This is a genomic window from Gordonia sp. WA4-43 (assembly GCF_020520305.1).
GTDB lineage: Bacteria > Actinomycetota > Actinomycetes > Mycobacteriales > Mycobacteriaceae > Gordonia > Gordonia hongkongensis.
The window spans coordinates 459,468-481,751 of sequence record NZ_CP084736.1 but is presented as its reverse complement, the minus strand read 5'-3'; the positions used below and the strand labels follow the sequence as shown (position 1 = coordinate 481,751).

The window sequence follows — 22,284 nt, the reverse complement described above, 5'->3', positions numbered from 1 at the left end:
ACAACCTAGTACAGCATCACCGGACTGTGCGTTCGCCATCCACAATGACGCCGCTGCGAGTATCTGGATCAGGCTGGTTTCGACGCCGCTGCGTCCTGGCGGTTGATGCCCGATCGCGGGTGGAGCGACACTGCGGTGTCGTCGCGCGGTCGGGGTGATCACGTCGATGACGCGGACGCCGTCGACCATCTTCACGTCGTAGAACCAACCGGGGGCCTCCTTGGCGCGGTTGTGCAGGACGCAGGTTCCATCAGCGTTGACCGCGCTCGTCGGGCCGTGGCGCCGATGGGGTGTGGCGTGGTCGACCTCGACGATCGGTGCACCGCAGTAGGGAGTCCGGCACCGTTGGTCACGCATCCGGATGAACTGGGCGAGGGTGGTTGGGAAAGCTCGTGCCCGTGACTCCATCGCCACCAACGCGCCGTCGGACGGTCTCGCGTACAACTTCCGCATCGTCGAGGCGGTGTCCCCCTCGGGCGACACCGAATCGGCCACCAGTAGCCGCGCGACCGTCGCCGGGATCGGTCCGTATCCGTGGACGTCGGCGGCCGAATCGTCTACGCCGAACAAGGACCGTTCGGACAGAACGACATTGAGCGCGATCGGTGTCGGCTCTGCGACAGCGCGTCCGGTGACACGTTCGACCAGGGTGTCGGTCATGACCTGTGCATGATTTCGGTCGTCCTGTCCGACCACTGAGTCGGCGTGCTTCTTCAACGCGGCGTACACCGCGATCCCGTCCGCCATCGGCAGCAGCACCGACAGTTGCGTCATCAGATCCGGCGCGGGTCGCACACTGACGCGGCGGTCCTCCTCGGCTTTTGATTTACGTGCCACCACCGCTTCGGGCTCCAACTCGTAGGCGTGGCGCTTGGCCGATGCCTCGATCTCGCGGTCGGACACCCCCACCAGCGCTGCGGGATCGGCGCAGATCCGGCGGTCGATCTCCTCACGCGCTTCACGTGTCAGATAAGCGGTTTCGCGTACCAGGATCGTGGCCCGCCACTCGGTGAGCACACCGGAAGTCAGTGCCGCCATCGTATGGGGCATCTCGTGCGCCAGGGCGCGGGCGAATCCGAGGCACCGGCTTCCCTTTCGGGGCGAGACCTTGCGCGCAAGACCGATCTCGGCGGCGAGTCCGCGACCGCGCCGGCGCTCCGGTACGTTCCGTGCGGCTTCGTCGGCTGCGCGCAGCGCGTAGATTCGCGGTCTGACGCACCTGGGCCGCCGTGCATGCCGACTTGATCTCTTCTAGAAGAGTGAGCCGATCCACCGACTCCGCCTCCTCGAGACCCACGGGCATTGCCGACAGCCCACCCACGATGGACCGTAGATGCTCGGTAGCCAAGAGGCCAGTTGCGTCCGAATAGTCCTCGTACATACATTCGATGGTATCTGAAAAGCAGCACATTGCGATGCACTTTCCACAAGGCCGATGCCAGATTTTCGCTTAGCCATTGAGTTAAGCGATGGGACCTGCAACACTTAGCCACATGGCATATAGTTCGGGCGCACTCGACGAGATCTTCGGCGCTCTGTCGGATCCGACGCGCCGCGCCGTCGTCGAACGCCTGGGGCGTGGGCCGGCCAGCGTCGGCGAGCTCGCCGACCCCTTCCCCATCACCCTGCCGTCGTTCATGAAGCATCTCCGCGTGCTCGAGGACAGCGGGCTCGTCTTGACCAAGAAGGTCGGACGCACGCGGATGTGCACCCTCGACAGGCGCCGTATGCGCCGTCTGTCGACGTGGCTCGAACATCAGCGCACCGTGTGGACCGAACGCACCGACCGTCTCGAACAATTCGTCACCGACACCGAGGAGACACCATGATCGACCCCGAGCTCGACCTGACCCTGCACCGGGTGATCGGTGCTCCGCGACAACGCATCTGGGAGGCGTGGACCCAGCCGGAGAACTTCGCCAAGTGGTGGACACCGGCTCCGACCGTCACCCGCGTCGACCGCCTCGAACCCGAACCGGGCGGTGGGCTCGTGACCCGGATGAGCGACGACGGAACCACTTTCGTCCCGCACATGGATGCCGTCTTCCTCGTCGTCGATCTCCACGAGCGCCTGGTGTTCACGAATGCCGTCGACAGTTCGTGGCGCCCTGCCGAACCGGCTCCGGTCCCCATGACCGCCGAGATCACGCTGGCCGAGCACGCAGACGGAACCGAGTACAGCGTCGTCGTGCGCCATCGGAGTCCGTCCGATCGTGACCGCCATGAGGAACTCGGGTTCTACGACGGCTGGCGTTCGGTCACCGCTGCGCTCGCCACCCTCGTGGAAAGCAGAACGTCCTGACCCGGAACTAGTCCCGCGTCAACGCCGCCAGGAACATGGCGTCGGTGCCGTGGACATGCGGCCAGAGTTGAACGTGGGGTCCGTCGCCCAACAGGTCCGGGCCGAGCTTGCCCACCGTCACCAACGGGCGGGCGTCGAGTTGGCGCACACCGTCCGTCGACGCCAGGACGTCGACCACCACCGCCGTCGTCTCGGCCGGGTGCGGCGAACATGTCGAATAGACCACGATGCCACCGGGTTTCACGAGACGCAGCGCTTCGGCGAGGAGCTCCTTCTGCAGGACGACGAGTTCGTCGACGTCGGCAGTGGTCCGGCGCCAGCGGGATTCGGGTCGTCGGCGAAGCGAGCCCAGCCCCGAGCACGGAGCGTCGAGCAGGATGCGGTCGTAACCGGCGTCGAGCCCACTGGACCGGGCGTCGGCGACATGGATGGTGACCGGGAGGTCGGACACGACCTTGCAGATCAGGCCGGCGCGATGCTCGGACACCTCGACCGCATCGAGTCGGGCACCGTCGATCTCGGCGAGCGAACCGATCAATGCGGCCTTCCCGCCGGGGCCGGCGCACATGTCGAGCCACCGCCCACCGTCGTCGGCGACCTCGGCCACGGTCACCGCACGGGCGATCAGCTGACTGCCCTCGTCCTGGACACCCGCGTACCCCTCACGGATCGCGGCGACGTCGCCGGGATCGCCGCCCGGGAGGTACACGCAGTACGGGGAGTAGTCGCCGACCTCCCCCTCGCTGGTGAGGGCGAGTTCCTCGGCGGTCATGAACCCCGGACGAGCGACGAGATGTACCGGCGGTCGCTCGTCGTCGGCGGCGAGTGCCGCCTGCAGCTGTCCCGCCGAACCACCGAGAGCGTCGCGGAACACCTCCGCGATCCAGCGCGGATGTGCGTACTGGAAGGCGAGATAGCCGACGAGATCGTCCGCGGGCGACGGTGCGAGCTCTTCCACCCACATGCCCTCGTCCTTCTGGGAGACCTTGCGCAGCACCGCGTTCACGAAACCGGACGGCCCCATCCCGTTTTCGGCGCGCACCAGGTCAACCGACGTGGAGACCGCCGCATGTGCGCCGACCCTCGTCCGCAACAGCTGATAGGTGCCGAGTCGCAGGACGTCGAGCACCGTGCCGTCGATGTCGGCGACCGGCCGTTTCGCGGCGGAGGAGATCACCGCGTCGAGCAGACCCTGGGCCCGCGCGGCCCCGTAGGCCAGCTCGGTGGCGAAGGCGGCGTCTCGTCCCTCGATCTTTTTTTCGCGCAGCATCTTCGGCAGGACGAGGTTGGCATACGCGTCGCGTTCGCGCACCGCGCGGAGGGTGTCGCGGGCGGCCACGCGCGCGGGATCGAGGTCCTTCTGCCGGAACTTGCCGCTCATCCCAGGACCGTCCCGTCGGTCAGGCGCGCGCCACGAGCCCAGTCGGCGGCGGGCATGGGCTTCTTCCCCGGCGGCTGTACGGTGCCGAGTCTCACCGGCTGCGAACCGGTTCCGACGAACACCGCCTTCTTCGTGACGGCGAGTGCACCGGGCGCCAGGCCGCCGTCCCGCGCCGCATCGGGCAGACCGGGATCGTCGGCCGACGCGACCGACACCGGCCCGACCTTGATCCGCGCGTCGTCGAGGCTGGTCCACGGTCCGGGTGCTGGTGTGTACGCGCGAACCAGGCGATCGATGATGTGTGCCGGCAGTTCCCAGCGGATCCGCGCGTCCTCGACCTCGACCTTGGACGCGTGGCTCACCCCCGTGGTGGGCTGCGGTTCGGGGGCGAGTTCACCGGCCTCGAGGCCGTCGAGCGTGGACAGCAACAGTCCCGACCCGGCATCGGCGAGACGCCCGAGTAGATCACCGCTGGTGTCGGTGGGTCGGATGGTCTCGGTGAGCACCCCGAAGACCGGACCGGTGTCGAGACCCTTCTCGAGCCGGAACGTGCTGGCCCCGGTCACCTCGTCGCCGGCGGCGATGGCGGCCTGGACCGGAGCGGCACCGCGCCAGGCGGGCAGCACCGAGAAGTGCAGATTGATCCAACCGTGGCGCGGCAGGTCCAGCAGTCCGGGCGGTACGAGCCCGCCGTAGGCCACGACGGCACCGCAGTCGGGAGCCCAGCGCCGGAGCACGTCGTCGACCTCCGGCTCCGACAGCCGGCGCGGGGTGATCACCTCAAGCGCATGCTTGTCGGCGAGTTGTCCGACGGGTGACCGCATCACCTTGCGGCCGCGGCCGGACACGGCGTCGGGCCGGGTGATGACCCCGACCACCTCATGTGAGGGCGAGTCGATGAGGGCCTGCAACGACGGCACGGCGACCTCGGGGGTCCCGGCGAAAACGATGCGCATTCATCCGATCGTAGGCGGGTCGATCTGCACCCGGATCGGCCCGGTCTGTCGATGTGTGTTGCGGCGCACCTGGCCCGCGACGAGCGCCTCGGCGAGGAGCCGTCCGTGCTTGCGCGGCAACCGCACCAGGATGCGATCCATCTCGTCGTCCGCGGCGGCCTCCCACTCGGCACTGCCGGCCGGTGGGCGGACGCCGGGCGGCAACGGCACCGGGCCGAGAACATCGGCGTCGGAGGGTAACTCGAGGTGCTCGACGAAGTCGGTGATCACACCGGTCGGCCCGTCGACCGAGGCCATCGTCACCGCCGGGGGGAATCCGAGTTCCACGCGCTGTTGCAACTGGATCGAGGCGAAACCCACCGGGTCCCAACGGATCAGGGCTTGCACGGGTGCGAGCGCCGAGTCGGCGACGATGACCACTCGCCCACCGTCACCGTGCGGGGTCACCATCGCGGCGAGCGCCATCCACCGCCGGACCGCGTGCTCTTCGGCACGCAGGTCGGCCCGGTCGAGCTGGGCCCAGGTGTCGACGACGATCGCGGCGCCGTATCCGCCCGGGGCCACCGGTTCCGCGCCGGGCGTCGCGACGACGAGCCGTGCGCCGGGTTCGATCTCGTCGAGGATCGTGTTGCCGCCGCTGGTCAGCACCGGCACGCCGGCGAAGGCACGTCCCAGCTCCTCGGCGGTCCGGCGTGCACCGGTCACCGTCGCGCGCACCGAGGTGTTGCCGCACTCCGGGCACCGGAAGGACCGTTCGGGCCGTCCGCACCAGCGGCAGCTCAGTCGTTGGTCGGCATCGAGCTGCAACGGTCCGTGACAGGCCCGGCACCGCGCGTGTTCGCGGCAGCGGGTGCATGCGAGCGACGGCACGTAACCCCGGCGCGGGACGCTGAAGATCACCGGACGATCGGCGGCGAACGCCGACCGCGCCGCGTCGAACGCGACTTCGGGGATGCGCGCCGACCGGGCCATGGGGTCGCGTGCGATCTGCCGGTCGTCGTCGGAGATGGCCTGGACACGGGGGCTGCGGGTGCGGACCGTCGTGCGGTCGGCGACGAGGTCGTGCGCCCAGCCCGAGACCACCAGCGCCTGAGCCTCGGCGGTCCGGGCGAACCCGCCGAGCAGCAGGCCGCACCGCTCGTGGTGCGACCGCAGCACCGCCACCTCGCGGGGATGCGGGTAGGGCGCCCGCGGGTCTGCCATGCTGTCGTCGCCGTCATCCCACACGACGACCAGGCCGAGGTCCTTGACCGGCGCGAACACCGCGCTTCGGGTACCGATCACCAGCTGCGCGGCACCGCGGCGCACGGCCAGCCATCGGCGGTAGCGCGCGGTGGGTCCGAGTCCGGCGGACAGCGCGACCCCACGGTCGCCGATCAACGGCTCACACTCGGCCCACACCCGATCGAGATCACGCTGATCGGGGACGACGAGGATGCACCCGCGTCCCGCTGCGAGGGTCGCCGCGGCGAGTTCGGCGAGACGGCGCGGCCAGTCCTCCCCCGGTAGGGCCTGCCAGACGGCCCGCGGATGACTGTCGGCCAGGTTCTCCACGTAGGAGTCGGCCAGGGCATACAGATGCCAGTCGGCGAGTTCGGGCGATTCGACGACAGCGGCCGGGTCGGGCGTCGTCTCCTTCTCGGTGCGCGCATGCCGCGGCGGTATGGCCAGGCGCACGACGTCGCCCATCGTGCCCGCGTACCGATCGGCCACCGCACGGCACAGCGTCGCCAGCTGCGGGGTCAGTACCGGCTCGGCGGACACGACCCGGTCGAGCCAGCCCAGCTTGCCGGGATGATCGCTCTTCTCGATGCGCTCGAGGAGGTAGCCGTCGACGAGCCGACCCGAGAATCGCACGCGGACACGAACACCGGGCTGCGCGTCCTCGTCCTGGTCGACGTCGATCAGGTAATCGAAGGGACGGTCGAGGTGAGCGAGCCCCAGAACAGGAAGAACACGGGCCACCGGCAGATCGGCGGCCGGGACCCGTGCTCCTTTGGGTGTCAGTGAGAGTACTTCCGCAGAGGGTCTACAGACCCGCGGCGGCCCGCAGCTTCTCCGCGCGGTCGGTCCGCTCCCACGGCAGGTCGACGTCGGTGCGACCGAAGTGGCCGTACGCGGCGGTCGGTGCGTAGATCGGGCGCAGCAGGTCGAGGTCGCGGATGATCGCGAGCGGACGCAGGTCGAAGTTCTCGGTGATGACCCGCTCGATGACAGTCGGATCGACGTTCTCGGTGCCGAACGTCTCGACGAACAGGCCGACCGGTGCGGCCTTGCCGATCGCGTAGGCGACCTGGACCTCGATGCGGTTCGCCAGTCCCGCGGCCACGGCGTTCTTGGCCACCCAGCGCATCGCGTAGGCCGCGCTGCGGTCGACCTTCGACGGGTCCTTGCCGGAGAACGCGCCGCCGCCGTGACGGGCCATGCCGCCGTAGGTGTCGACGATGATCTTGCGGCCGGTCAGGCCGGCGTCACCCATCGGGCCGCCGAGGACGAACTTGCCGGTCGGGTTGACCAGCAGACGGTAGTCGGTGGTGTCGAGGGTCGGCAGATCGATCTCGGCGAGCACCGCGTCGACGACCTGCTTCTTGATGTCCGGCGCGAGGAGATTGTCGAGGTCGATGTCGGCGGCATGCTGCGTCGACAGGACCACGGTGTCGAGGCGGACCGGGGTGTCACCGTCGTATTCGATGGTGACCTGCGTCTTGCCGTCGGGGCGCAGGTACGGGAGCGTGCCGTTCTTGCGCACCTCGGTGAGGCGCCGCGACAGGCGGTGGGCCAGCGCGATGGGAACCGGCATGAGTTCCGGGGTCTCGTTGGTGGCGTAGCCGAACATGAGGCCCTGATCGCCGGCACCCTGGCTGTCGATCTCGTCCTCCGAGATGCCGCTGCGGCTCTCGTGCGAGTTGAAGACGCCACCCGCGATGTCCGGGGACTGCGCACCGATGGCGACGTTCACGCCGCACGATGCGCCGTCGAAGCCCTTCGTCGACGAGTCGTACCCGATCTCCAGGACCTTGTCGCGAACGATCTTGGGGATGTCGGCGTAGGCGGTGGTCGTGACCTCGCCGGCGACGTGCACCTGTCCGGTGGTCACGAGGGTCTCGACCGCGACACGCGCCTTCGGATCGTCGGTGAGGATGGCGTCGAGAATCGAGTCGCTGATCGCGTCACAGATCTTGTCGGGGTGTCCCTCGGTGACGGATTCGCTCGTGAACAGGCGTGACGAGGTGGTCATCAGATCCTCTCGAGATCTACGCGCGTCGATGGTCGCCGCGCCGCTGGCGGTGTCGGCCAGTCCGACTGGCCGGGGATGTTTCCAACCTAATCGGTCGGTCGAGCTCCTCGACCATCAGGCACCAGTTGCCGCACTTCGTCAAGTATCCGACTCGACATGAGTGTTTTCGACCCGAAGGGCAAGGCGGTCTCGTCGCCGTTGGCGGCGAGCAACCAGCCGGTGTTGTCCTCGGTCCCGAAGGCCTTGCCGTCGCCGACGGCGTTGACGACGAGGAGGTCGCAGCCCTTGCGGGCGAGCTTGGCGCGGCCGTGGTCGAGGACACCGCCGGTCTCGTCGCCGGTCTCGGCGGCGAACCCGACGATCACGGTGGCAGTGGGAATGCGGCCCTCGTCGCGTGCGGTGACGAGTCCGCGCAGGATGTCGGGATTGGTGGTGAGATGGATCGGCGCCGGCCCCTCGTCGCCCTTCTTGATCTTCGACTCGGCGACCGCAACCGGTCGGAAGTCGGCGACCGCGGCGGCCATGATCACGACATCGGCGTCGGCGGCGCGCTTGGTCATCTCGTCGGCGAGTTGCTCGGCGGTGGAGATCCGCACGATGGTGACCCCGGCCGGGTCGCCCGGGTCGGCAGTGGACCCGGCGACGACGGTGACGCTCGCGCCGCGTTGGGCCGCGGCGCGGGCCAGCGCGAAGCCCTGTTTGCCGGAGCTGTGGTTGCCGAGGTACCGGACCGGGTCGAGCGGTTCCCGGGTGCCGCCGGCGCTGATGAGCACGCGGACGCCGGCGAGGTCGTACGGGAGTGCGTCGGCGCGATCGAGCAACAGCTCGCCCACCAGGGCGATCTCCTGAGGATCCGGCAGACGACCGCGGCCCGAGTCGGTGCCGGTGAGACGGCCCGACGCGGGTGTCATCACGACCGAGCCATGCGACCGCAGCGTCGCGATGTTGGCCTGCGTGGCGGGGTGCTCCCACATCTCGGTGTGCATCGCGGGCACGAACAGCACCGGGCACCGCACGGTCAGCAGCGATGCGGTCAGCAGGTCGTCGGCACGCCCCTGTGCGGCGCGGGCCATGAGGTCGGCGGTGGCCGGGGCGATGACCACGAGGTCCGCCCCCTGCCCGAGCCGGACGTGCGCGACCTCGTCGACGTCGTCGAACACGGTCGTGGAGACGGGGTTACCGCTCAGCGCCTCGAAGGTCGCCTTGCCGACGAACTCGAGCGCAGCCGGGGTCGGCACGACGCGGACGTCATGGCCGGACTCGGTGAAGTGTCGGATCACCGAGCAGACCTTGTAGGCCGCGATCCCGCCGCCGACGCCGATCAGGATGCGTCGCCGGGTTCCGGTCGGTTTGGTCATCACCGACGACGACTATTCGCCCTCGGTGTGCTCGAGCAGGTCGGAGTGGATCTCACGCATCGCGATCGACAGCGGCTTCTCCTGGAGGCCGGGCTCGACCAGCGGGCCGACATACTCGAGGATGCCGTCGCCGAGCTGGTTGTAGTAGTCGTTGATCTGGCGCGCACGCTTGGCTGCGTAGATGACGAGTGCGTACTTCGACGACGCGCGGTCGAGGAGATCATCGATCGGCGGATTGGTGATCCCCAGCGGCGTGTCGTAGGCCGGTGCGTCGGCGATCTCGGTGATGTCGAAATTGGTCGGGGTGCTCACACGAACTCCTGCGTCGAGGTCTGGGTGTCGGAAAGGGCCGGTCAGGTCGCGGATGCGGCCGGCTGTTCAGGTCCGACCAGCAAGGATACCAACTCATCGACGGCGCGGTCGACTTCGCTGTTCACGATGACGTGGTCGAACTCGTCCTGCGCGGCCATCTCGGTGCGCGCGGTGGCCAGTCGGCGCTCGATCGCCTCGGGCGTCTCGGTGGCCCGCCCGGTCAGGCGGGCTACGAGTTCGTCCCAGCTGGGCGGCGCGAGGAAGACGGTGATCGCCTCCGGGAGCCGGGCCACGACGTTGCGCGCACCGACCAGGTCGACCTCGACCAGAACCGGTTTGCCGGCTTCCAGAGCGGCGAGCACGGGGGCGATGGGGGTGCCCGAGCGCTGCAGCCCGCCGTGGATCTCGGCCCATTCCAGGAGTTCGTCGGCGGCGATCATCTTGTCGAAGTCGCCCGCGGACACGAAGTGGTAGTCGCGGCCGTCGACCTCGCCGGGCCGTGGGTCCCGGGTTGTCGCCGAGACGCTGAAGTAGACATCGGGTACCGCGGCGCAGACCCTCGCGACCACGGTGGACTTGCCGACGGCCGAGGGGCCGACCAAAACGATCAGTCGACCCCTCGTGCGTCCGGTTCCCTCGTGGTCCGGGCGGTGGTTCACCGCCGCGTCCACGGGTTCGTTCCGCTGCCGTATCCGGTTCGGTTGCTCACGCTCAGGAGCTGAACTTCTCGAGCAGAGCCTTGCGCTGACGGTCGCCGAGACCACGCAGGCGGCGGGTCGGGGCGATCTCGAGCTCGGTCATGATCTCCTGCGCCTTGACCTTGCCGACCTTGGGCAGGGCCTCGAGCAGGGCCGAGACCTTCATCTTGCCCAGGATCTCGTCGTTCTCGGCATCCTTGAGCACCTGCTGGAGATCGGTGCCACCGCGCTTGAGGCGCTCCTTGAGCTCCGCGCGGACGCGACGAGCGGCAGCTGCCTTCTCCAACGCAGCGGCGCGCTGCTCATCGGTCAACTGGGGAAGGGCCACGGGGTTCCTCCGTCTTTCGTTCTCGAGTGGGACTGCATCGTTCGCCCGGGGGCGTCCGAGGCTCTGTTGCCGTGCGACCGCGGCTGGATCGCCATCGCCGGCCTGTCAGCCGGGTCTGCACCCGGCCGACGCCATCAAAATGTTGGCGGCGAATGCGACCGTACCCACGTGAGCAGGCATTTGCGAGTGCGACCCCCCGTTTTCGGGGCGTTTTCTCATGTTGTAGGGCCTCGTGTGCGTTCACGGGAGCACAGCACCGATTCAGTGCCTCCCCCACCGCGCTGACTACGTGTTTCGTGACATTCTCGCAGGTCAGGGCAACATCGTGCGACAAGGTGGTCGATAGCAAAGCGAACGACCTCTCGCCCGGACGTCCCTCGACTGAGACGCGTGTGACACCAGTGATGTGGCCGGAAATTCTGGGATTGGGCCGAGGCACCGCGCGTGTCGCGGGCGGTCCCACGGCATCCCTGGGGAGAGCTGCCCGCCGTCGTCGGTGCACGCGGCTAGCATGATCTGACTTTCGGGGAAGTAGCTGATCGGGGGCGGTTGATGAAGGTGGTTCCGGCGCGGGTGCGCGAACTGGGCGAGAAAATGCGTGCGGTCGACGGAACGGTACGCAGACTCGCGCCGCTCGACGGCGGGGCCGACGCCTCCAGTGGTGCCGGTGGCAACGAGCTCGCCGCGAACCTCAGGGATGCGGCGAAAGCTCTGAACAAGGTGATAGACCACCATGCCGACAGGTACCGGGGTTATGCCGACCTGTGCATGCGGGCCGCTGAGTCCTATGAGAACTCCGACCGCCATGGCGCAGCCGGGATCGAGTCCACTGCCGCCGTACCGGCGACGCCGGGAGGCTGAGCGGTGTCGGATGGATTCGCGTACACCGTCGAGAAGGTGCTGGCGTGGGACTTCGGCAGCGCGAGGACGGTCAGTGACCGGTTGACGTCGAAGTCCGCCGACTTGAGGGGTACGGCCAGAGCAGCTGTTACGACCTTCGACGGCTCACTGGGATACTGGCGCAGTGACGGCGGACGGGACGCCCGGGAGTCGTCGAACGCGCACGCGGACGCTGCCGATCGCAGTGCCACCGTGATCGAGTCGCTGGCCGGGAGGTTCGATTCCCTTCTGGCCTCGATGGAGGGCGAGATCGCCAACGTGAGGTCGAAGAAGGCCGAGGCACTCGGCTCGGAGTTCGAACTCGCCGTCGCCGGTGACGGGGAGGTCTACTCGACGAAGTCGAACCTCGAATGGCTGAAGACCTGGAAGTTGGCCTACTAGGTCAAGATCGTGCAGAAGGAGTCGCTGGAGAGCTACCTCACCAGGGAGATCCGCGGTTCTCTGCGGCGCATCGAGGAGATCGACAAGGTCGGGTCCGAAGGGCTGCGACGGATCCTCGAGAAACTCCCCGACTCCGTGAAAGCAGGTGCGGCGGGTCACCACTCCGATCCCCGGCTCGCCGAAATCCTGCGCGAGTATCAGGTCGACGCGTCCAAGGGCGGAGCGCGACTGTGGCCCTCGGGCGACCTGCTCGACACGATCCGCAGGTTCGATCCCACGTTCAAGCCCACCCTCATGACGCCCGAGGAAGTCACCATGCTCGCCGAGATGGGAGCGGTTCCGGTGACGGGCTGGCGAGAGGTCTACGACTTCTTCCAGATCCAGTCGAAGGCGGATGCCGTTGCCACCGCACGGCACCCGAATCGTGACAGGCGGGAGAACTCACTGGCAGACGGCCACGGTGACGCGTTCCGCCACACATATTGGAACGCGCTCATGACCGACCGTTTCGGTCAGGAGTGGACCACGAGGTTCGCGACTGTTCATGAAGGCCTCGGCGGAAACCCAGCCAGCCGTGAGGCCATGGATCTCTACAACAACGAGGTGGGACGACGGATCGCGACCGAGAATCCGGACGCAGACCCGCAAAGGCTCGCCGAGCTGGTGGACAGAGCCATAACCGCAGGCCGCACGGTCGTCTTGGACGAGAACGGAGAGATCGAGTGGAGCGACAAGGTCGCGAAACGCGAGACAGGAATTGCGTTGAAGACAGACATCCCGTTGCCGGCGCCGACCACGTGACCGGGCAGATTACGCTTACTGCACAACGTATCCGCAGTTTGACACTCGTGGTCGTCATTGTGATGACCGCCTTGGGTGCGGCCGCGTGCCTTCCGATCCCGAGGCTCGGCGAGAAGCCCCAAGAGGAGTGCTCGCGCGAGTTCTTCCTGTGGAGTAACGATGCCCCATTGGGTTCGTCGGCCGACTTCTTCAGGGTGGCTGACGAGCTCGCAGCGACCGCCGGCACCACGACGAGTCTCGACGACATAGCCCGACGCGCGGGTTGGTCCTCATCCGAAGACTGGGACCGCCTCATCTACATCGGAATGTCCAGTGACAGCTCGGTGCTCAATGCCGCGGCCGGTACGACCAACATCTGCTACCGAGGGTTCAGTACGAGCGATCCCGACCGCGGCTCGGACGGCTACTACGTCTTCTTCAACGGACCGAACCCAGTGCAGACGGCAGGTGCGGGGTCTCAGCCGGTGATCGCGCCCGATGAGATCCCAGCGCTCGGTCGTGACGAAACCCTCTATTCAGATACGTCGATCAAACGGCCGGTGCTGCGGAGAGTTATCGCCGGTGGGCAGTGATCCGCATCGATCGATTCGATCGTCGTCGATACTGGCGGTCGCCGGAGCGGGCGTCGCCGTGGCGACCGCCGGTTGTCTCCCGAACCCGCGACTCCTGACCGCACCTCAGCCCAGCGCGGCCTCGACCTCGTCGCGGGCGCGGACGAAAGCGTCGCGCAGGGCGATGGGATCGGGCCCGGCTCGGAGCACGCCGCGGGAACTGGCGGGCAGCACCCAGGCCGGGTCGGCCCCCTCGAACACAATCGGCAGGTCGGCGGCCGTTGCACCCTGGGCACCCAGCCCGGGGGCCAGGATCGGGCCGCGGAGGCCGGCGAGATCGAGCCCGTGCTCACGTGTCGCCCCGACGACCAGGCCGACGGTCGCGGTCCCGTCCGTGTTCTCGGCGGCCGCGGCGTCGACGATCGATTGCGCGACCGTCCGCTCCCCCACCTGTGCCCGCTGCAGCTCGCCGCCCTCCGGGTTCGACGTCCGCGCCAGCACGAAGACGCCGCGCTCGCCGGACCGCGCGAGATCCAGTGCAGAGCGCAGGGATTCGTAACCCAGGTAGGGAGACGCGGTGACCGAGTCGGCGCACAGCGGCGACGACTCGGACAACCAGGCCTGCGCGTAGGCGGCCATCGTCGAACCGATGTCACCGCGCTTGGCGTCGGCGATGACGAGGGCGCCCGCCTCGCGACAGCCCGCGACGACGCGTTCCAGCACCGCGAAACCCGCCGAACCGAACGGCTCGAAGAACGCGACCTGAGGTTTGATGACGGCGGCCACCGGACCCAGCGCCTCGACGCAGATGTCGGCGAACGCCGACAGTCCGTCGATGTCCACCGAGAGGCCCCATTCCTCGAGCAACGCGGCGTGGGGATCGATCCCGGCGCACAGACGCCCGCGCTCGACGACCGCCCTCGTGTAGCGGCCGCCGAACCCGGACGCGTCCGTCACGAGCGGCCGGCCAGGTCGGCGTGCCGGTTCTGCAGCGACCGCACCCCGATGTCGCCGGTCATCGCGGCCTCGATGCCCTGCACGGCGGCCGAGGCACCCTGCACCGTGGTGATACACGGGATGTTCACCGACACCGCGGCGCTCCGGATCTCGTAGCCGTCGACGCGGGGCCCCGAGTTGCCATACGGGGTGTTGATCACCATCGTCACCTCGCCGGCGCGGATGATGTCGACGATCGTGCGCTGCCCCTCGGCGGCCTCGAAGTGCTTGCGCACCGTCTCGCACTTGATCCCGTTGCGGCGCAACACGTCCGCGGTCCCCTCGGTGGCCAGGATGTCGAACCCCAGGTCGGCGAGGTGCTTCACGGGGAAGATCAGCGCCCGCTTGTCCTTGTTGGCCACCGACACGAAGATCTTGCCGCTGGTCGGGAGCGAGCCGTAGGCGGCGGTCTGCGACTTGGCGAATGCGCGACCGAAGTCGGCGTCGATGCCCATGACCTCGCCGGTCGACTTCATCTCGGGGCTCAGCAGGTTGTCGACCCCGCTGCCGTCATGGCGACGGAACCGATTGAACGGCAGGACCGCTTCCTTCACCGAGATCGGCGCCGTCGCCGGAGCCTCTCCGCCGCCGCCGGTGGCGGGCAGGATGCCCTGCTCCCGCAGATCGGCGATCGTCGCGCCGAGCATGACGCGCGCACACGCCTTGGCCAGGGGCACCGCGGTGGCCTTGGAGACGAACGGGACCGTCCGGCTCGCACGCGGATTGGCCTCGAGCACGTAGAGGATGTCGTCCTTGAGCGCGTACTGGACGTTGAGCAGACCCTTGACGCCGATGCCCTTGGCCAGCGCCTCGGTCGAGGTCCGCACCATCTCGAGGTCGGCGCGGCCGAGAGTGACCGGCGGCAACGCGCACGCCGAGTCACCGGAGTGGATTCCGGCCTCTTCGATGTGTTCCATCACGCCGCCGATGTAGACCTCGTCGCCGTCGCAGAGGGCGTCGACGTCGATCTCCACCGCGTCTTCGAGGAACCGGTCGACCAGTACCGGATGATCCGGGGTCAGCTCGGTCGCGCGAGAGATGTAGTCCTCCAGGGACTTCTCGTCGTAGACGATCTCCATGCCGCGTCCACCGAGGACGTACGACGGCCGGACGAGCACCGGGTACCCGATCCGGGCGGCGGTGTCGCGGGCCTCGTCGAAGCTCGTCGCGGTACCGAACGCCGGGGCCGGTAGTCCGGCGGCGGTCAGCACCTTGCCGAACTCGCCGCGATCCTCGGCGAGGTCGATGGCCGCCGGGCTGGTGCCGACGATCGGCACCCCGGCCTCCTCCAAACGGTGCGCGAGACCGAGCGGCGTCTGGCCGCCGAGCTGGACGATGACACCTTCGACGGTGCCCGACTCCGATTCGGCGTGGTAGACCTCAAGGACGTCCTCGAACGTCAGCGGCTCGAAGTAGAGACGGTCGGCGGTGTCGTAGTCGGTGGACACCGTCTCCGGGTTGCAGTTGACCATGACGGTCTCGTATCCGGCGTCCGACAGGGTCAGTGCGGCGTGCACGCACGAGTAGTCGAACTCGATGCCCTGACCGATGCGGTTGGGGCCCGATCCGAGGATCAGGACCTTGGGGCGCTCCGTCTGGGGCGCGATCTCACTGGTCGCCCCGGGGTCGAGTTCGTAGCTCGAGTAGTGGTACGGCGTCTTCGCCTCGAACTCGGCCGCGCAGGTGTCGACGGTCTTGTAGACCGGCCGTACGCCCAGCCCGATCCGGTGGGCGCGAACGGCCGCCTCGTCGGCGAAATCCGAACGCAGAGCGGCGATCTGACGGTCGGAAAAGCCGGTGGACTTGGCCTCGCGCAGCAACGCCTCGTCCAGCGTGTCGGCGTCGCGGATCTCCACTCCGAGCGCGGCGATCCCGCCGATCTCGGCGAGGAACCAGGGATCGATCGCAGTGGCCTCGTAGAGGTCCTGGATCGTCGCGCCGGCCTCGAAGGCGAGCATCAGCTTGTACAACCGGCCGTCGCGCGGGGTCTTGATGTCCTCGAGCAGGGCGGGCAGGTCGACCGTCGCCGGGTCGGGGCGGTTGGGCTCGGCCCAGAAGCCGCCGGCCTTCGTCTCCAGCGACCGCATGACCTTGCCGAGTGCCTCGGCGAAGCTGCGACCGAGGCTCATGGCCTCGCCCACCGACTTCATCGTGGTGGTCAGCGTGTCGTCGGCGCCCGGGAACTTCTCGAACGCGAACCGCGGAGCCTTCACCACGACGTAGTCGAGCGTCGGCTCGAAACAGGCCGGCGTCTCCTTGGTGATGTCGTTGACGATCTCGTCGAGGCTGTACCCGATGGCGAGCTTCGCGGCGATCTTGGCGATCGGGAAGCCGGTGGCCTTCGACGCGAGCGCCGACGACCGCGACACGCGCGGGTTCATCTCGATGACGACGAGGCGGCCGTCGCGTGGGTCCTGGGCGAACTGGATGTTGCAGCCGCCGGTGTCGACGCCGACCTCGCGCAGGATGTCGATGGAGAGGTCGCGCATGATCTGGTACTCGCGGTCGGTGAGCGTCATCGCCGGGGCGACGGTCACCGAGTCGCCGGTGTGGACGCCGACCGGGTCGAGGTTCTCGATCGAGCAGACGACCACCACGTTGTCGCGGTTGTCGCGCATGAGCTCGAGCTCGTACTCCTTCCACCCGAGGATCGACTCCTCGATGAGGACGTTCGCCGTCGGGGAGGCGGCGAGACCGCCGCCCGCGATCCGGTCGAGGTCCTCGTCGTCGTAGGCCATTCCCGAGCCGAGACCGCCCATGGTGAACGACGGCCGGACGACGACCGGGAACCCGAGTTCGGCGACGGTGTCCCGCACCTCGTCCATCGTGTGGCAGACGCGGGACCGGGCGCTCTCCCCGCCGACCTTCTCGACGATGTCCTTGAACATCTGCCGGTCCTCGCCGCGCTGGATGGCGTCGAAGTCGGCGCCGATCAGCTCGATGCCGTACTTCTCCAGTGAGCCGCGATCGTGCAGTGCAACAGCGGTGTTCAACGCGGTCTGACCGCCGAGGGTGGCCAGCACGGCGTCGATGGGATGCCCGGCGTCGCGCTCGGCCTCGATGACCTTCTCCACGTACTCGGCCGTGATCGGCTCGATGTAGGTGGCGTCGGCGAACTCCGGATCGGTCATGATCGTGGCCGGGTTCGAGTTGACCAGGCTGACCCGCAGGCCCTCGGCCTTGAGGACCCGGCAGGCCTGCGTGCCGGAGTAGTCGAACTCGCAGGCCTGACCGATCACGATCGGCCCGGACCCGATGACCAGGACGTGGTTGATGTCTTCGCGGCGCGGCATCAGGCACTCGCTCCTTGGGACTTGTCCCCTTCGAGCAGGGTGACGAACTTGTCGAACAGGTAGGCGGCGTCGTGGGGACCGGCGGCCGCCTCGGGGTGGTACTGCACCGAGTAGGCGCGACCGGAGAGCAGCTCGACGCCCTCCACGGTGCCGTCGTTGGCGCAGACATGGCTGACCCGGGCGCGGCCGAAGTCGGAGTCGAACTCCTCGCCCGCCTCGCCTTCGAGCGCGAAGCCGTGGTTCTGCGAGGTGATCGAGACCTTGCCGGTGGCGTGGTCGACGACCGGGATGTTGATGCCCCGGTGACCGAACTTCATCTTGTAGGTCGACCGGCCGAGCGCGCGGCCCAGGATCTGGTTCCCGAAACAGATGCCGAAGAGCGGGATGTCCTGGCCGAGCACCCCGCGGGTCAGCTCGACGATGTCGTCGGCCGTGGCCGGGTCGCCGGGACCGTTCGAGAGGAACACCCCGTCGGGTTTGAGGTCGGCGATGGCGTCGAGCGCGACGGTCGCGGGCAGCACGTGGGTGCGGACGCCGCGTTCGGCGAACATCCGCGGCGTGTTGGTCTTGATGCCCAGGTCGATGGCGGCCACCGTGAACCGGTGCTGGTCGAGGGGTTCGACCACGTAACCGCTGTCGGTGGTGACCTCGTCGGCCAGCCGGGCGCCCTTCATGTCCGGCTGATTGCGGACGCGGGCGACGAGTTCGTCGGTGTCGGCGAGCGCCGGGCCGGAGAAGATCCCGGCCTTCATCGACCCGTGGTCGCGGAGGATGCGCACCACGGTGCGGGTGTCGATACCGCCGATCCCGACGATGCCCTGACGGTCCAGCTCCTCTGCGAGGGAGGTCGTCGCACGCCAGTTGGAGACGCGTCGGGTGGGGTTGCGAACCGCATACCCCGCGACCCAGATCTTGCCCGAGTCACCGTCGACGCCGATGCTCCCGGCGCTGCCCGTGCTCTCGCCGTCCTCGGTGTTCCAACCGGTGTTGCCGATCTGCGGCGCCGTGGCGACCACGATCTGCCGGTGGTAGCTCGGATCGGTCAGGGTTTCCTGATAGCCGGTCATCGCGGTGCAGAACACCGCCTCGCCAAGGGTCTCGCCGACTGCGCCGAAGCTCCGGCCGGTGAACACCTGGCCGTTCTCCAGCACCAAGACCGCTGTGTTCATTCCTGTGCCCCTTGTCCCTGTGGCCCGTGTCCACTGTCGTGCGTCCCGGCGAAGGCGCTCACCCAGCCGGGGTAGATCGTTTTGTCGTCGGCGCGCACCCCGGAGTCGATCTCGGTGCCGCTGGGCAGGACCCAGCGGATGGCGAGGACGCCGTCGGCGGTCATCACCTTGCCCGCGATGCCGCGTTCGGTCCGGACCGCGGTGATCGATTCCCGGGGAATCCAGAGGTCGCTGGCTCCCTGACGCGCGATGAGGATGCCCGTCTCGAACTCGGTCAGCACCGAGGACGCCCGGTCGCCGATGTCGCCGACGGTCACCCGGTTCTGCCAGCTCGGCGCGATGGTGCTGCCGAGGTAGAGGCCGGTATCTGGACCTCTGAGCACCGCGCCCGGCTCGGCGGGGATCGTCGGCAGCGTGCCGATCAGGTCTGCCTGCGCCGCGGTCTTCTTCCGATTCCCGGTTGCCAGCAGGTAGAACACCGACGCCACCCCGAGGGCCAGCAGCGCGACCACACCGATGAACCAGGCGTTGAAGACGATTTTGCCGTATCCGAGCAGCGACGCGATCACCGAGGCGACCACCAACACCGCGAGGACCGCCGGTACCAGTCCACGCCTGGGTCTCGCGGTCATCGGGTCTCCTGCCCGTCGTGAGCCGTCACCACGCCGCGCAGCACCGTCGCGGTGACGGTGGCGGGCATGGTCATCGACTCGAACGGGGTGTTGGCCGACAAGCTCGCCAGCTCGGGACCGTGCACCACCCAGGACGTGTCCGGGTCGACGACGGCCAGGTTCGCCGGCTCGCCGACCTCGATCGGACGACCCTGATCGGTCAGTTCGACAATCTGCGCGGGCCGCTCGCTCATCACACGCGCGACGCCGCGCCAGTCGAGCAGGCCGGGCTTCACGAGGGTCTCGACGATGATCGGCAATGCTGTCTGCAGGCCGAGCATCCCGGGCTTGGCCTGGGCGAACTCGCAGCACTTCTCCTGCGCGGCGTGCGGCGCGTGGTCGGTGGCCACACAGTCGACGATCCCCTCGGCCAGCGCCTGTCGCAACGCCTCTTTGTCGCGGACCTCGCGCAGCGGCGGATTCACCTTGTTGACCGGGTCGTACGTCTCCAGCCGCGAGTCGTCGAGCAGCAGGTGATGCGGGGTCACCTCGGCGGTGATCGCGATCCCCTGGTCCTTCGCCCAGCGGAGAAGTTCGACGGTGCCCTCGGTCGAGGCGTGGCAGATGTGGATGCGCGCACCCGCGTCGCGCGCGAGCAGGGCGTCGCGGATCACGATCGACTCCTCGGCCGCCCGCGGCCAGCCCGCCAGGCCGAGGCGCGAGGCCGTGGGCCCCTCGTTGGCAACGGCTCCGACGGTCAGTCGCGGCTCCTCGGCGTGCTGGGCGATGAGGACGCCGAGCCCGGTCGCGTACTCGAGCGCGCGGCGCATCAGGAGCGGATCGTCGACGCACTTGCCGTCGTCGCTGAACATCCGGACGCCGGCGGCACCGGCGGCCATCATGCCCATCTCGGCGAGCTGCTTGCCGGCCAGACCCACGGTCACGGCGCCGACCGGGTACACGTCGACGAGTCCGACCTCGCGCCCGGACCGCCACACGTTGTCGGTGACGGTCGAGTTGTCGGCCACCGGGCTGGTGTTGGCCATCGCGAAGACCGCGGTGTAACCGCCGAGCGCGGCGGCTGCCGAACCCGACCGGATGGTCTCGGTGTCCTCGCGGCCCGGCTCCCGCAGGTGGGTGTGGAGGTCGACGAACCCCGGCAGCAGCACGCCACCTTTGCCGTCGAGGACGTCGGTGTCCTCGGGTGCGGTGACCTGATGGCCGATCTCGCTGATGATGCCGTCGACTACGAGGACGTCGATCGGGTCACCCTCGCCGTATGGACGAACGGCGCGGAGAAGAACGGATCCGGTGCGGGCGGTCACTTCACATCTCCTGACACGATGTCATGGGCGGTCATAGGTGGGCACCCGCGGAATCGGAACCGACCAGCAGCCGGAACAGAACCGCCATGCGGACGTGCACGCCGTTGCGGACCTGCTCCAGCACGGTCGCCTTCGGCGAATCGGCCACCGAGTAGCCGATCTCCATACCGCGCAACATCGGTCCGGGATGCAGGACCACGGCATCATCGGCCAGCAACGCCATCCGACGATCGTTGAGCCCGAAGCGGACCGAGTACTCGCGGGCACTCGGGAAGAACCCGCCGTTCATGCGTTCGGCCTGGACGCGGAGCATCATGACGGCGTCGACGGCCGGCAGCTCGGCGTCCAGACTTCCCGAGACGCTCACCGGCCACTGGTCCACCCCGACAGGCAGCAGCGTCGGGGGCGCCACCAGGACGACCTCGGCGCCGAGCGTCGAGAGCAGGTGGGCGTTCGACCGCGCGACGCGGGAGTGGATGATGTCGCCGACGATCGCGATCCGCCTGCCCTCGAGCGAACCGAGCCGCTGTCGCAGGGTCAGCGCGTCGAGGAGCGCCTGCGTGGGATGCTCGTGCGTTCCGTCGCCGGCGTTGATCACCGCGGGACCGTCACCGTCGGGCGTGGTCGTCCAGTCGGCGATCTGGGCCGGCGCGCCCGACGCCGGATGCCGGACGATCAGCGCGTCGGCGCCCGCCGCGTGCAGGGTCTTGGCCGTGTCGCGCAACGACTCCCCTTTGCCCGCAGAGGAACTCGAAGCACTGACGTTGATGACGTCGGCACTCATCCACTTGCCCGCGACTTCGAAGGAGACTCGGGTGCGGGTGGAGTTCTCGTAGAACACGGTCATCACCGTCCGACCGCGCAGCGTCGGCAGTTTGCGCACCTCACGCCCGGTCAGGGCCTGCTCGAAACGCTCGGCGTCGTCGAGGAGGGCGGTGGCGTCGTCACGGCTGAGGTCTTGCGTCGACAACAGATGCCGCATCATGAATCACTCTCCGCGGCAACCGAACTCGACGCCGAGGCGAGGACGACCTCGTCGATGCCGTCGTGTTCGACGAGATGGACCGAGACCTGTTCGTCGCGGGCCGTCGGGATGTTCTTGCCGACATAGTCTGCGCGCAACGGGAGTTCGCGATGGCCACGGTCGACGAGGACCGCGAGTTGCACGGCCGCGGGACGACCGAGATCGCGCAGTGCGTCGAGCGCGGCACGGACCGTCCGTCCGGAGTAGAGGACATCGTCGACGAGGATCACGATGGCGCTGTCGACGCCACCGGCCGGCACCATCGTCCGCTCGAGCGGGCGGTGTGGCTTGCCGCGTAGATCATCGCGGTAGAGCGTGATGTCGAGATATCCCACCGGCACGTCGACGCCCGCGAACTCGCTGATCTTGGCACCCAGCCGGGTGGCGAGAGATGTTCCGCGAGTGGGGATTCCGATGAGGACGACGCGAGGTGCGTCGGGCGAATCCAGAGCAGTCTTCTCGATGACCTGGTGTGCGACGCGGGCAATCGTGCGCGACACGTCAGCGGCATCGAGCAGCACCCTGGGAGCGGGGCTGGCCAAAGCCGACCTCCTTCTCCGCCTCGCAGGACGGATCGTTAAAGGATGTCTGTCTCGCGACACTCTACACCGGGCGGCGACGCCGACGAATTCCCGCGACGTACGCCACACCCGGTGCGGA

The 22,284-nt window shown here is 68.4% G+C and carries 21 protein-coding genes and 1 pseudogene; 6 read left to right on the top strand and 16 right to left on the bottom strand.

Annotated elements, in window-relative coordinates; genetic code table 11:
• Nucleotides 1-48: 48 nt before the first annotated feature.
• Nucleotides 49-1,303, bottom strand: a pseudogene (locus LEL84_RS02290) (DUF222 domain-containing protein); the annotation flags it as partial.
• A 190-nt stretch (nt 1,304-1,493) separates the two neighbouring features.
• Here LEL84_RS02290 and LEL84_RS02285 point away from each other — a divergent pair.
• Both LEL84_RS02285 and LEL84_RS02280 read left to right on the top strand, forming a co-directional pair.
• Nucleotides 1,494-1,829: an ArsR/SmtB family transcription factor gene (locus LEL84_RS02285; protein ID WP_137808807.1), complete on the top strand. Its 336-nt coding sequence runs from the start codon at nt 1,494-1,496 to the stop codon at nt 1,827-1,829.
• Nucleotides 1,826-2,302, top strand: coding sequence for an SRPBCC domain-containing protein (locus LEL84_RS02280; RefSeq protein ID WP_065632143.1), 477 nt, complete (start codon nt 1,826-1,828; stop codon nt 2,300-2,302). The genes LEL84_RS02285 and LEL84_RS02280 overlap by 4 nt, the downstream gene beginning before the upstream one ends.
• Nucleotides 2,303-2,309: 7 nt before the next feature.
• Here LEL84_RS02280 and LEL84_RS02275 read toward each other — a convergent pair whose 3' ends face one another.
• The 8 genes from LEL84_RS02275 to mihF all read right to left on the bottom strand — a co-directional run bounded on the left by LEL84_RS02275 (nt 2,310) and on the right by mihF (nt 10,573).
• The gene (locus tag LEL84_RS02275) at nt 2,310-3,683 is read right to left on the bottom strand and encodes an RsmB/NOP family class I SAM-dependent RNA methyltransferase (protein WP_226513231.1); all 1,374 of its coding nucleotides are present in this window, start codon (nt 3,681-3,683) and stop codon (nt 2,310-2,312) included.
• Entirely contained in the window at nt 3,680-4,639 is a 960-nt protein-coding gene (gene fmt / locus LEL84_RS02270; protein WP_226513230.1) for a methionyl-tRNA formyltransferase, read from the bottom strand. The genes LEL84_RS02275 and fmt overlap by 4 nt, the downstream gene beginning before the upstream one ends.
• On the bottom strand, nt 4,640-6,604 hold the full coding sequence (locus LEL84_RS02265; RefSeq protein ID WP_226513229.1) for a primosomal protein N': 1,965 nt from the start codon (nt 6,602-6,604) through the stop codon (nt 4,640-4,642).
• A 64-nt stretch (nt 6,605-6,668) separates the two neighbouring features.
• Nucleotides 6,669-7,877, bottom strand: a complete 1,209-nt coding sequence (gene metK / locus LEL84_RS02260; RefSeq protein ID WP_159370733.1) for a methionine adenosyltransferase — start codon at nt 7,875-7,877, stop codon at nt 6,669-6,671.
• An 86-nt stretch (nt 7,878-7,963) separates the two neighbouring features.
• Nucleotides 7,964-9,235 (bottom strand): bifunctional phosphopantothenoylcysteine decarboxylase/phosphopantothenate--cysteine ligase CoaBC, encoded by a 1,272-nt coding sequence (coaBC, locus tag LEL84_RS02255; RefSeq protein ID WP_068971593.1) that lies wholly within the window; start codon nt 9,233-9,235, stop codon nt 7,964-7,966.
• 12 nt (nt 9,236-9,247) lie between these two features.
• A complete protein-coding gene (rpoZ, locus tag LEL84_RS02250) occupies nt 9,248-9,547 on the bottom strand; it encodes a DNA-directed RNA polymerase subunit omega (RefSeq protein ID WP_004021987.1) in 300 nt (99 codons plus the stop codon).
• Between the two features lie 41 nt (nt 9,548-9,588).
• Nucleotides 9,589-10,218, bottom strand: a complete 630-nt coding sequence (gene gmk, locus LEL84_RS02245) for a guanylate kinase (RefSeq protein WP_137808803.1) — start codon at nt 10,216-10,218, stop codon at nt 9,589-9,591.
• Nucleotides 10,219-10,258: 40 nt separating this feature from the next.
• On the bottom strand, nt 10,259-10,573 hold the full coding sequence (gene mihF, locus LEL84_RS02240) for an integration host factor, actinobacterial type (RefSeq protein WP_004021989.1): 315 nt from the start codon (nt 10,571-10,573) through the stop codon (nt 10,259-10,261).
• 552 nt (nt 10,574-11,125) lie between these two features.
• Here mihF and LEL84_RS02235 point away from each other — a divergent pair.
• The 4 genes from LEL84_RS02235 to LEL84_RS02220 are packed head-to-tail and all read left to right on the top strand — an operon-like array spanning nt 11,126 to nt 13,227.
• Complete coding sequence (locus LEL84_RS02235) at nt 11,126-11,434, top strand: type VII secretion target (RefSeq protein WP_226513228.1); 309 nt, start codon at nt 11,126-11,128, stop codon at nt 11,432-11,434.
• A gap of 3 nt (nt 11,435-11,437) precedes the next feature.
• The gene (locus LEL84_RS02230) at nt 11,438-11,854 is read left to right on the top strand and encodes a hypothetical protein (protein ID WP_226513227.1); all 417 of its coding nucleotides are present in this window, start codon (nt 11,438-11,440) and stop codon (nt 11,852-11,854) included.
• Between the two features lie 9 nt (nt 11,855-11,863).
• A complete protein-coding gene (locus tag LEL84_RS02225) occupies nt 11,864-12,655 on the top strand; it encodes a DUF6973 domain-containing protein (protein ID WP_226513226.1) in 792 nt (263 codons plus the stop codon).
• Complete coding sequence (locus LEL84_RS02220; RefSeq protein WP_226513225.1) at nt 12,652-13,227, top strand: hypothetical protein; 576 nt, start codon at nt 12,652-12,654, stop codon at nt 13,225-13,227. The genes LEL84_RS02225 and LEL84_RS02220 overlap by 4 nt, the downstream gene beginning before the upstream one ends.
• A gap of 105 nt (nt 13,228-13,332) precedes the next feature.
• Here the strand turns inward: LEL84_RS02220 and pyrF are convergent, their stop codons facing one another.
• The 7 genes from pyrF to pyrR are packed head-to-tail and all read right to left on the bottom strand — an operon-like array spanning nt 13,333 to nt 22,166.
• Complete coding sequence (pyrF, locus tag LEL84_RS02215; protein WP_068971596.1) at nt 13,333-14,163, bottom strand: orotidine-5'-phosphate decarboxylase; 831 nt, start codon at nt 14,161-14,163, stop codon at nt 13,333-13,335.
• Complete coding sequence (gene carB / locus LEL84_RS02210; RefSeq protein WP_226513224.1) at nt 14,160-17,495, bottom strand: carbamoyl-phosphate synthase large subunit; 3,336 nt, start codon at nt 17,493-17,495, stop codon at nt 14,160-14,162. Before carB ends, pyrF begins: the two co-directional genes overlap by 4 nt.
• Entirely contained in the window at nt 17,495-18,664 is a 1,170-nt protein-coding gene (gene carA, locus LEL84_RS02205) for a glutamine-hydrolyzing carbamoyl-phosphate synthase small subunit (protein WP_068971598.1), read from the bottom strand. The genes carB and carA overlap by 1 nt, the downstream gene beginning before the upstream one ends.
• Nucleotides 18,661-19,296: a hypothetical protein gene (locus LEL84_RS02200; RefSeq protein WP_068971599.1), complete on the bottom strand. Its 636-nt coding sequence runs from the start codon at nt 19,294-19,296 to the stop codon at nt 18,661-18,663. The genes carA and LEL84_RS02200 overlap by 4 nt, the downstream gene beginning before the upstream one ends.
• On the bottom strand, nt 19,293-20,600 hold the full coding sequence (locus tag LEL84_RS02195) for a dihydroorotase (RefSeq protein ID WP_226513223.1): 1,308 nt from the start codon (nt 20,598-20,600) through the stop codon (nt 19,293-19,295). Before LEL84_RS02195 ends, LEL84_RS02200 begins: the two co-directional genes overlap by 4 nt.
• Before the next feature lie 31 nt (nt 20,601-20,631).
• Nucleotides 20,632-21,582 carry an aspartate carbamoyltransferase catalytic subunit gene (locus tag LEL84_RS02190; RefSeq protein WP_058250562.1) on the bottom strand — a complete coding sequence of 317 codons (951 nt, stop codon included), beginning with the start codon at nt 21,580-21,582 and terminating at the stop codon, nt 20,632-20,634.
• On the bottom strand, nt 21,582-22,166 hold the full coding sequence (pyrR, locus tag LEL84_RS02185; RefSeq protein WP_058250344.1) for a bifunctional pyr operon transcriptional regulator/uracil phosphoribosyltransferase PyrR: 585 nt from the start codon (nt 22,164-22,166) through the stop codon (nt 21,582-21,584). The genes LEL84_RS02190 and pyrR overlap by 1 nt, the downstream gene beginning before the upstream one ends.
• Between the last annotated feature and the right edge of the window lie 118 nt (nt 22,167-22,284).

Bases quoted from the DNA above. Each gene is read 5' to 3' on its own strand.
- LEL84_RS02285 (WP_137808807.1), top strand. From the start codon at position 1,494: ATGGCATATAGTTCGGGCGCACTCGACGAGATCTTCGGCGCTCTGTCG.
- LEL84_RS02280 (WP_065632143.1), top strand. From the start codon at position 1,826: ATGATCGACCCCGAGCTCGACCTGACCCTGCACCGGGTGATCGGTGCT.
- LEL84_RS02275 (WP_226513231.1), bottom strand. From the start codon at position 3,683: ATGAGCGGCAAGTTCCGGCAGAAGGACCTCGATCCCGCGCGCGTGGCC.
- fmt (WP_226513230.1), bottom strand. From the start codon at position 4,639: ATGCGCATCGTTTTCGCCGGGACCCCCGAGGTCGCCGTGCCGTCGTTG.
- metK (WP_159370733.1), bottom strand. From the start codon at position 7,877: ATGACCACCTCGTCACGCCTGTTCACGAGCGAATCCGTCACCGAGGGA.
- coaBC (WP_068971593.1), bottom strand. From the start codon at position 9,235: ATGACCAAACCGACCGGAACCCGGCGACGCATCCTGATCGGCGTCGGC.
- LEL84_RS02235 (WP_226513228.1), top strand. From the start codon at position 11,126: ATGAAGGTGGTTCCGGCGCGGGTGCGCGAACTGGGCGAGAAAATGCGT.
- carB (WP_226513224.1), bottom strand. From the start codon at position 17,495: ATGCCGCGCCGCGAAGACATCAACCACGTCCTGGTCATCGGGTCCGGG.
- carA (WP_068971598.1), bottom strand. From the start codon at position 18,664: ATGAACACAGCGGTCTTGGTGCTGGAGAACGGCCAGGTGTTCACCGGC.
- LEL84_RS02200 (WP_068971599.1), bottom strand. From the start codon at position 19,296: ATGACCGCGAGACCCAGGCGTGGACTGGTACCGGCGGTCCTCGCGGTG.
- LEL84_RS02190 (WP_058250562.1), bottom strand. From the start codon at position 21,582: ATGCGGCATCTGTTGTCGACGCAAGACCTCAGCCGTGACGACGCCACC.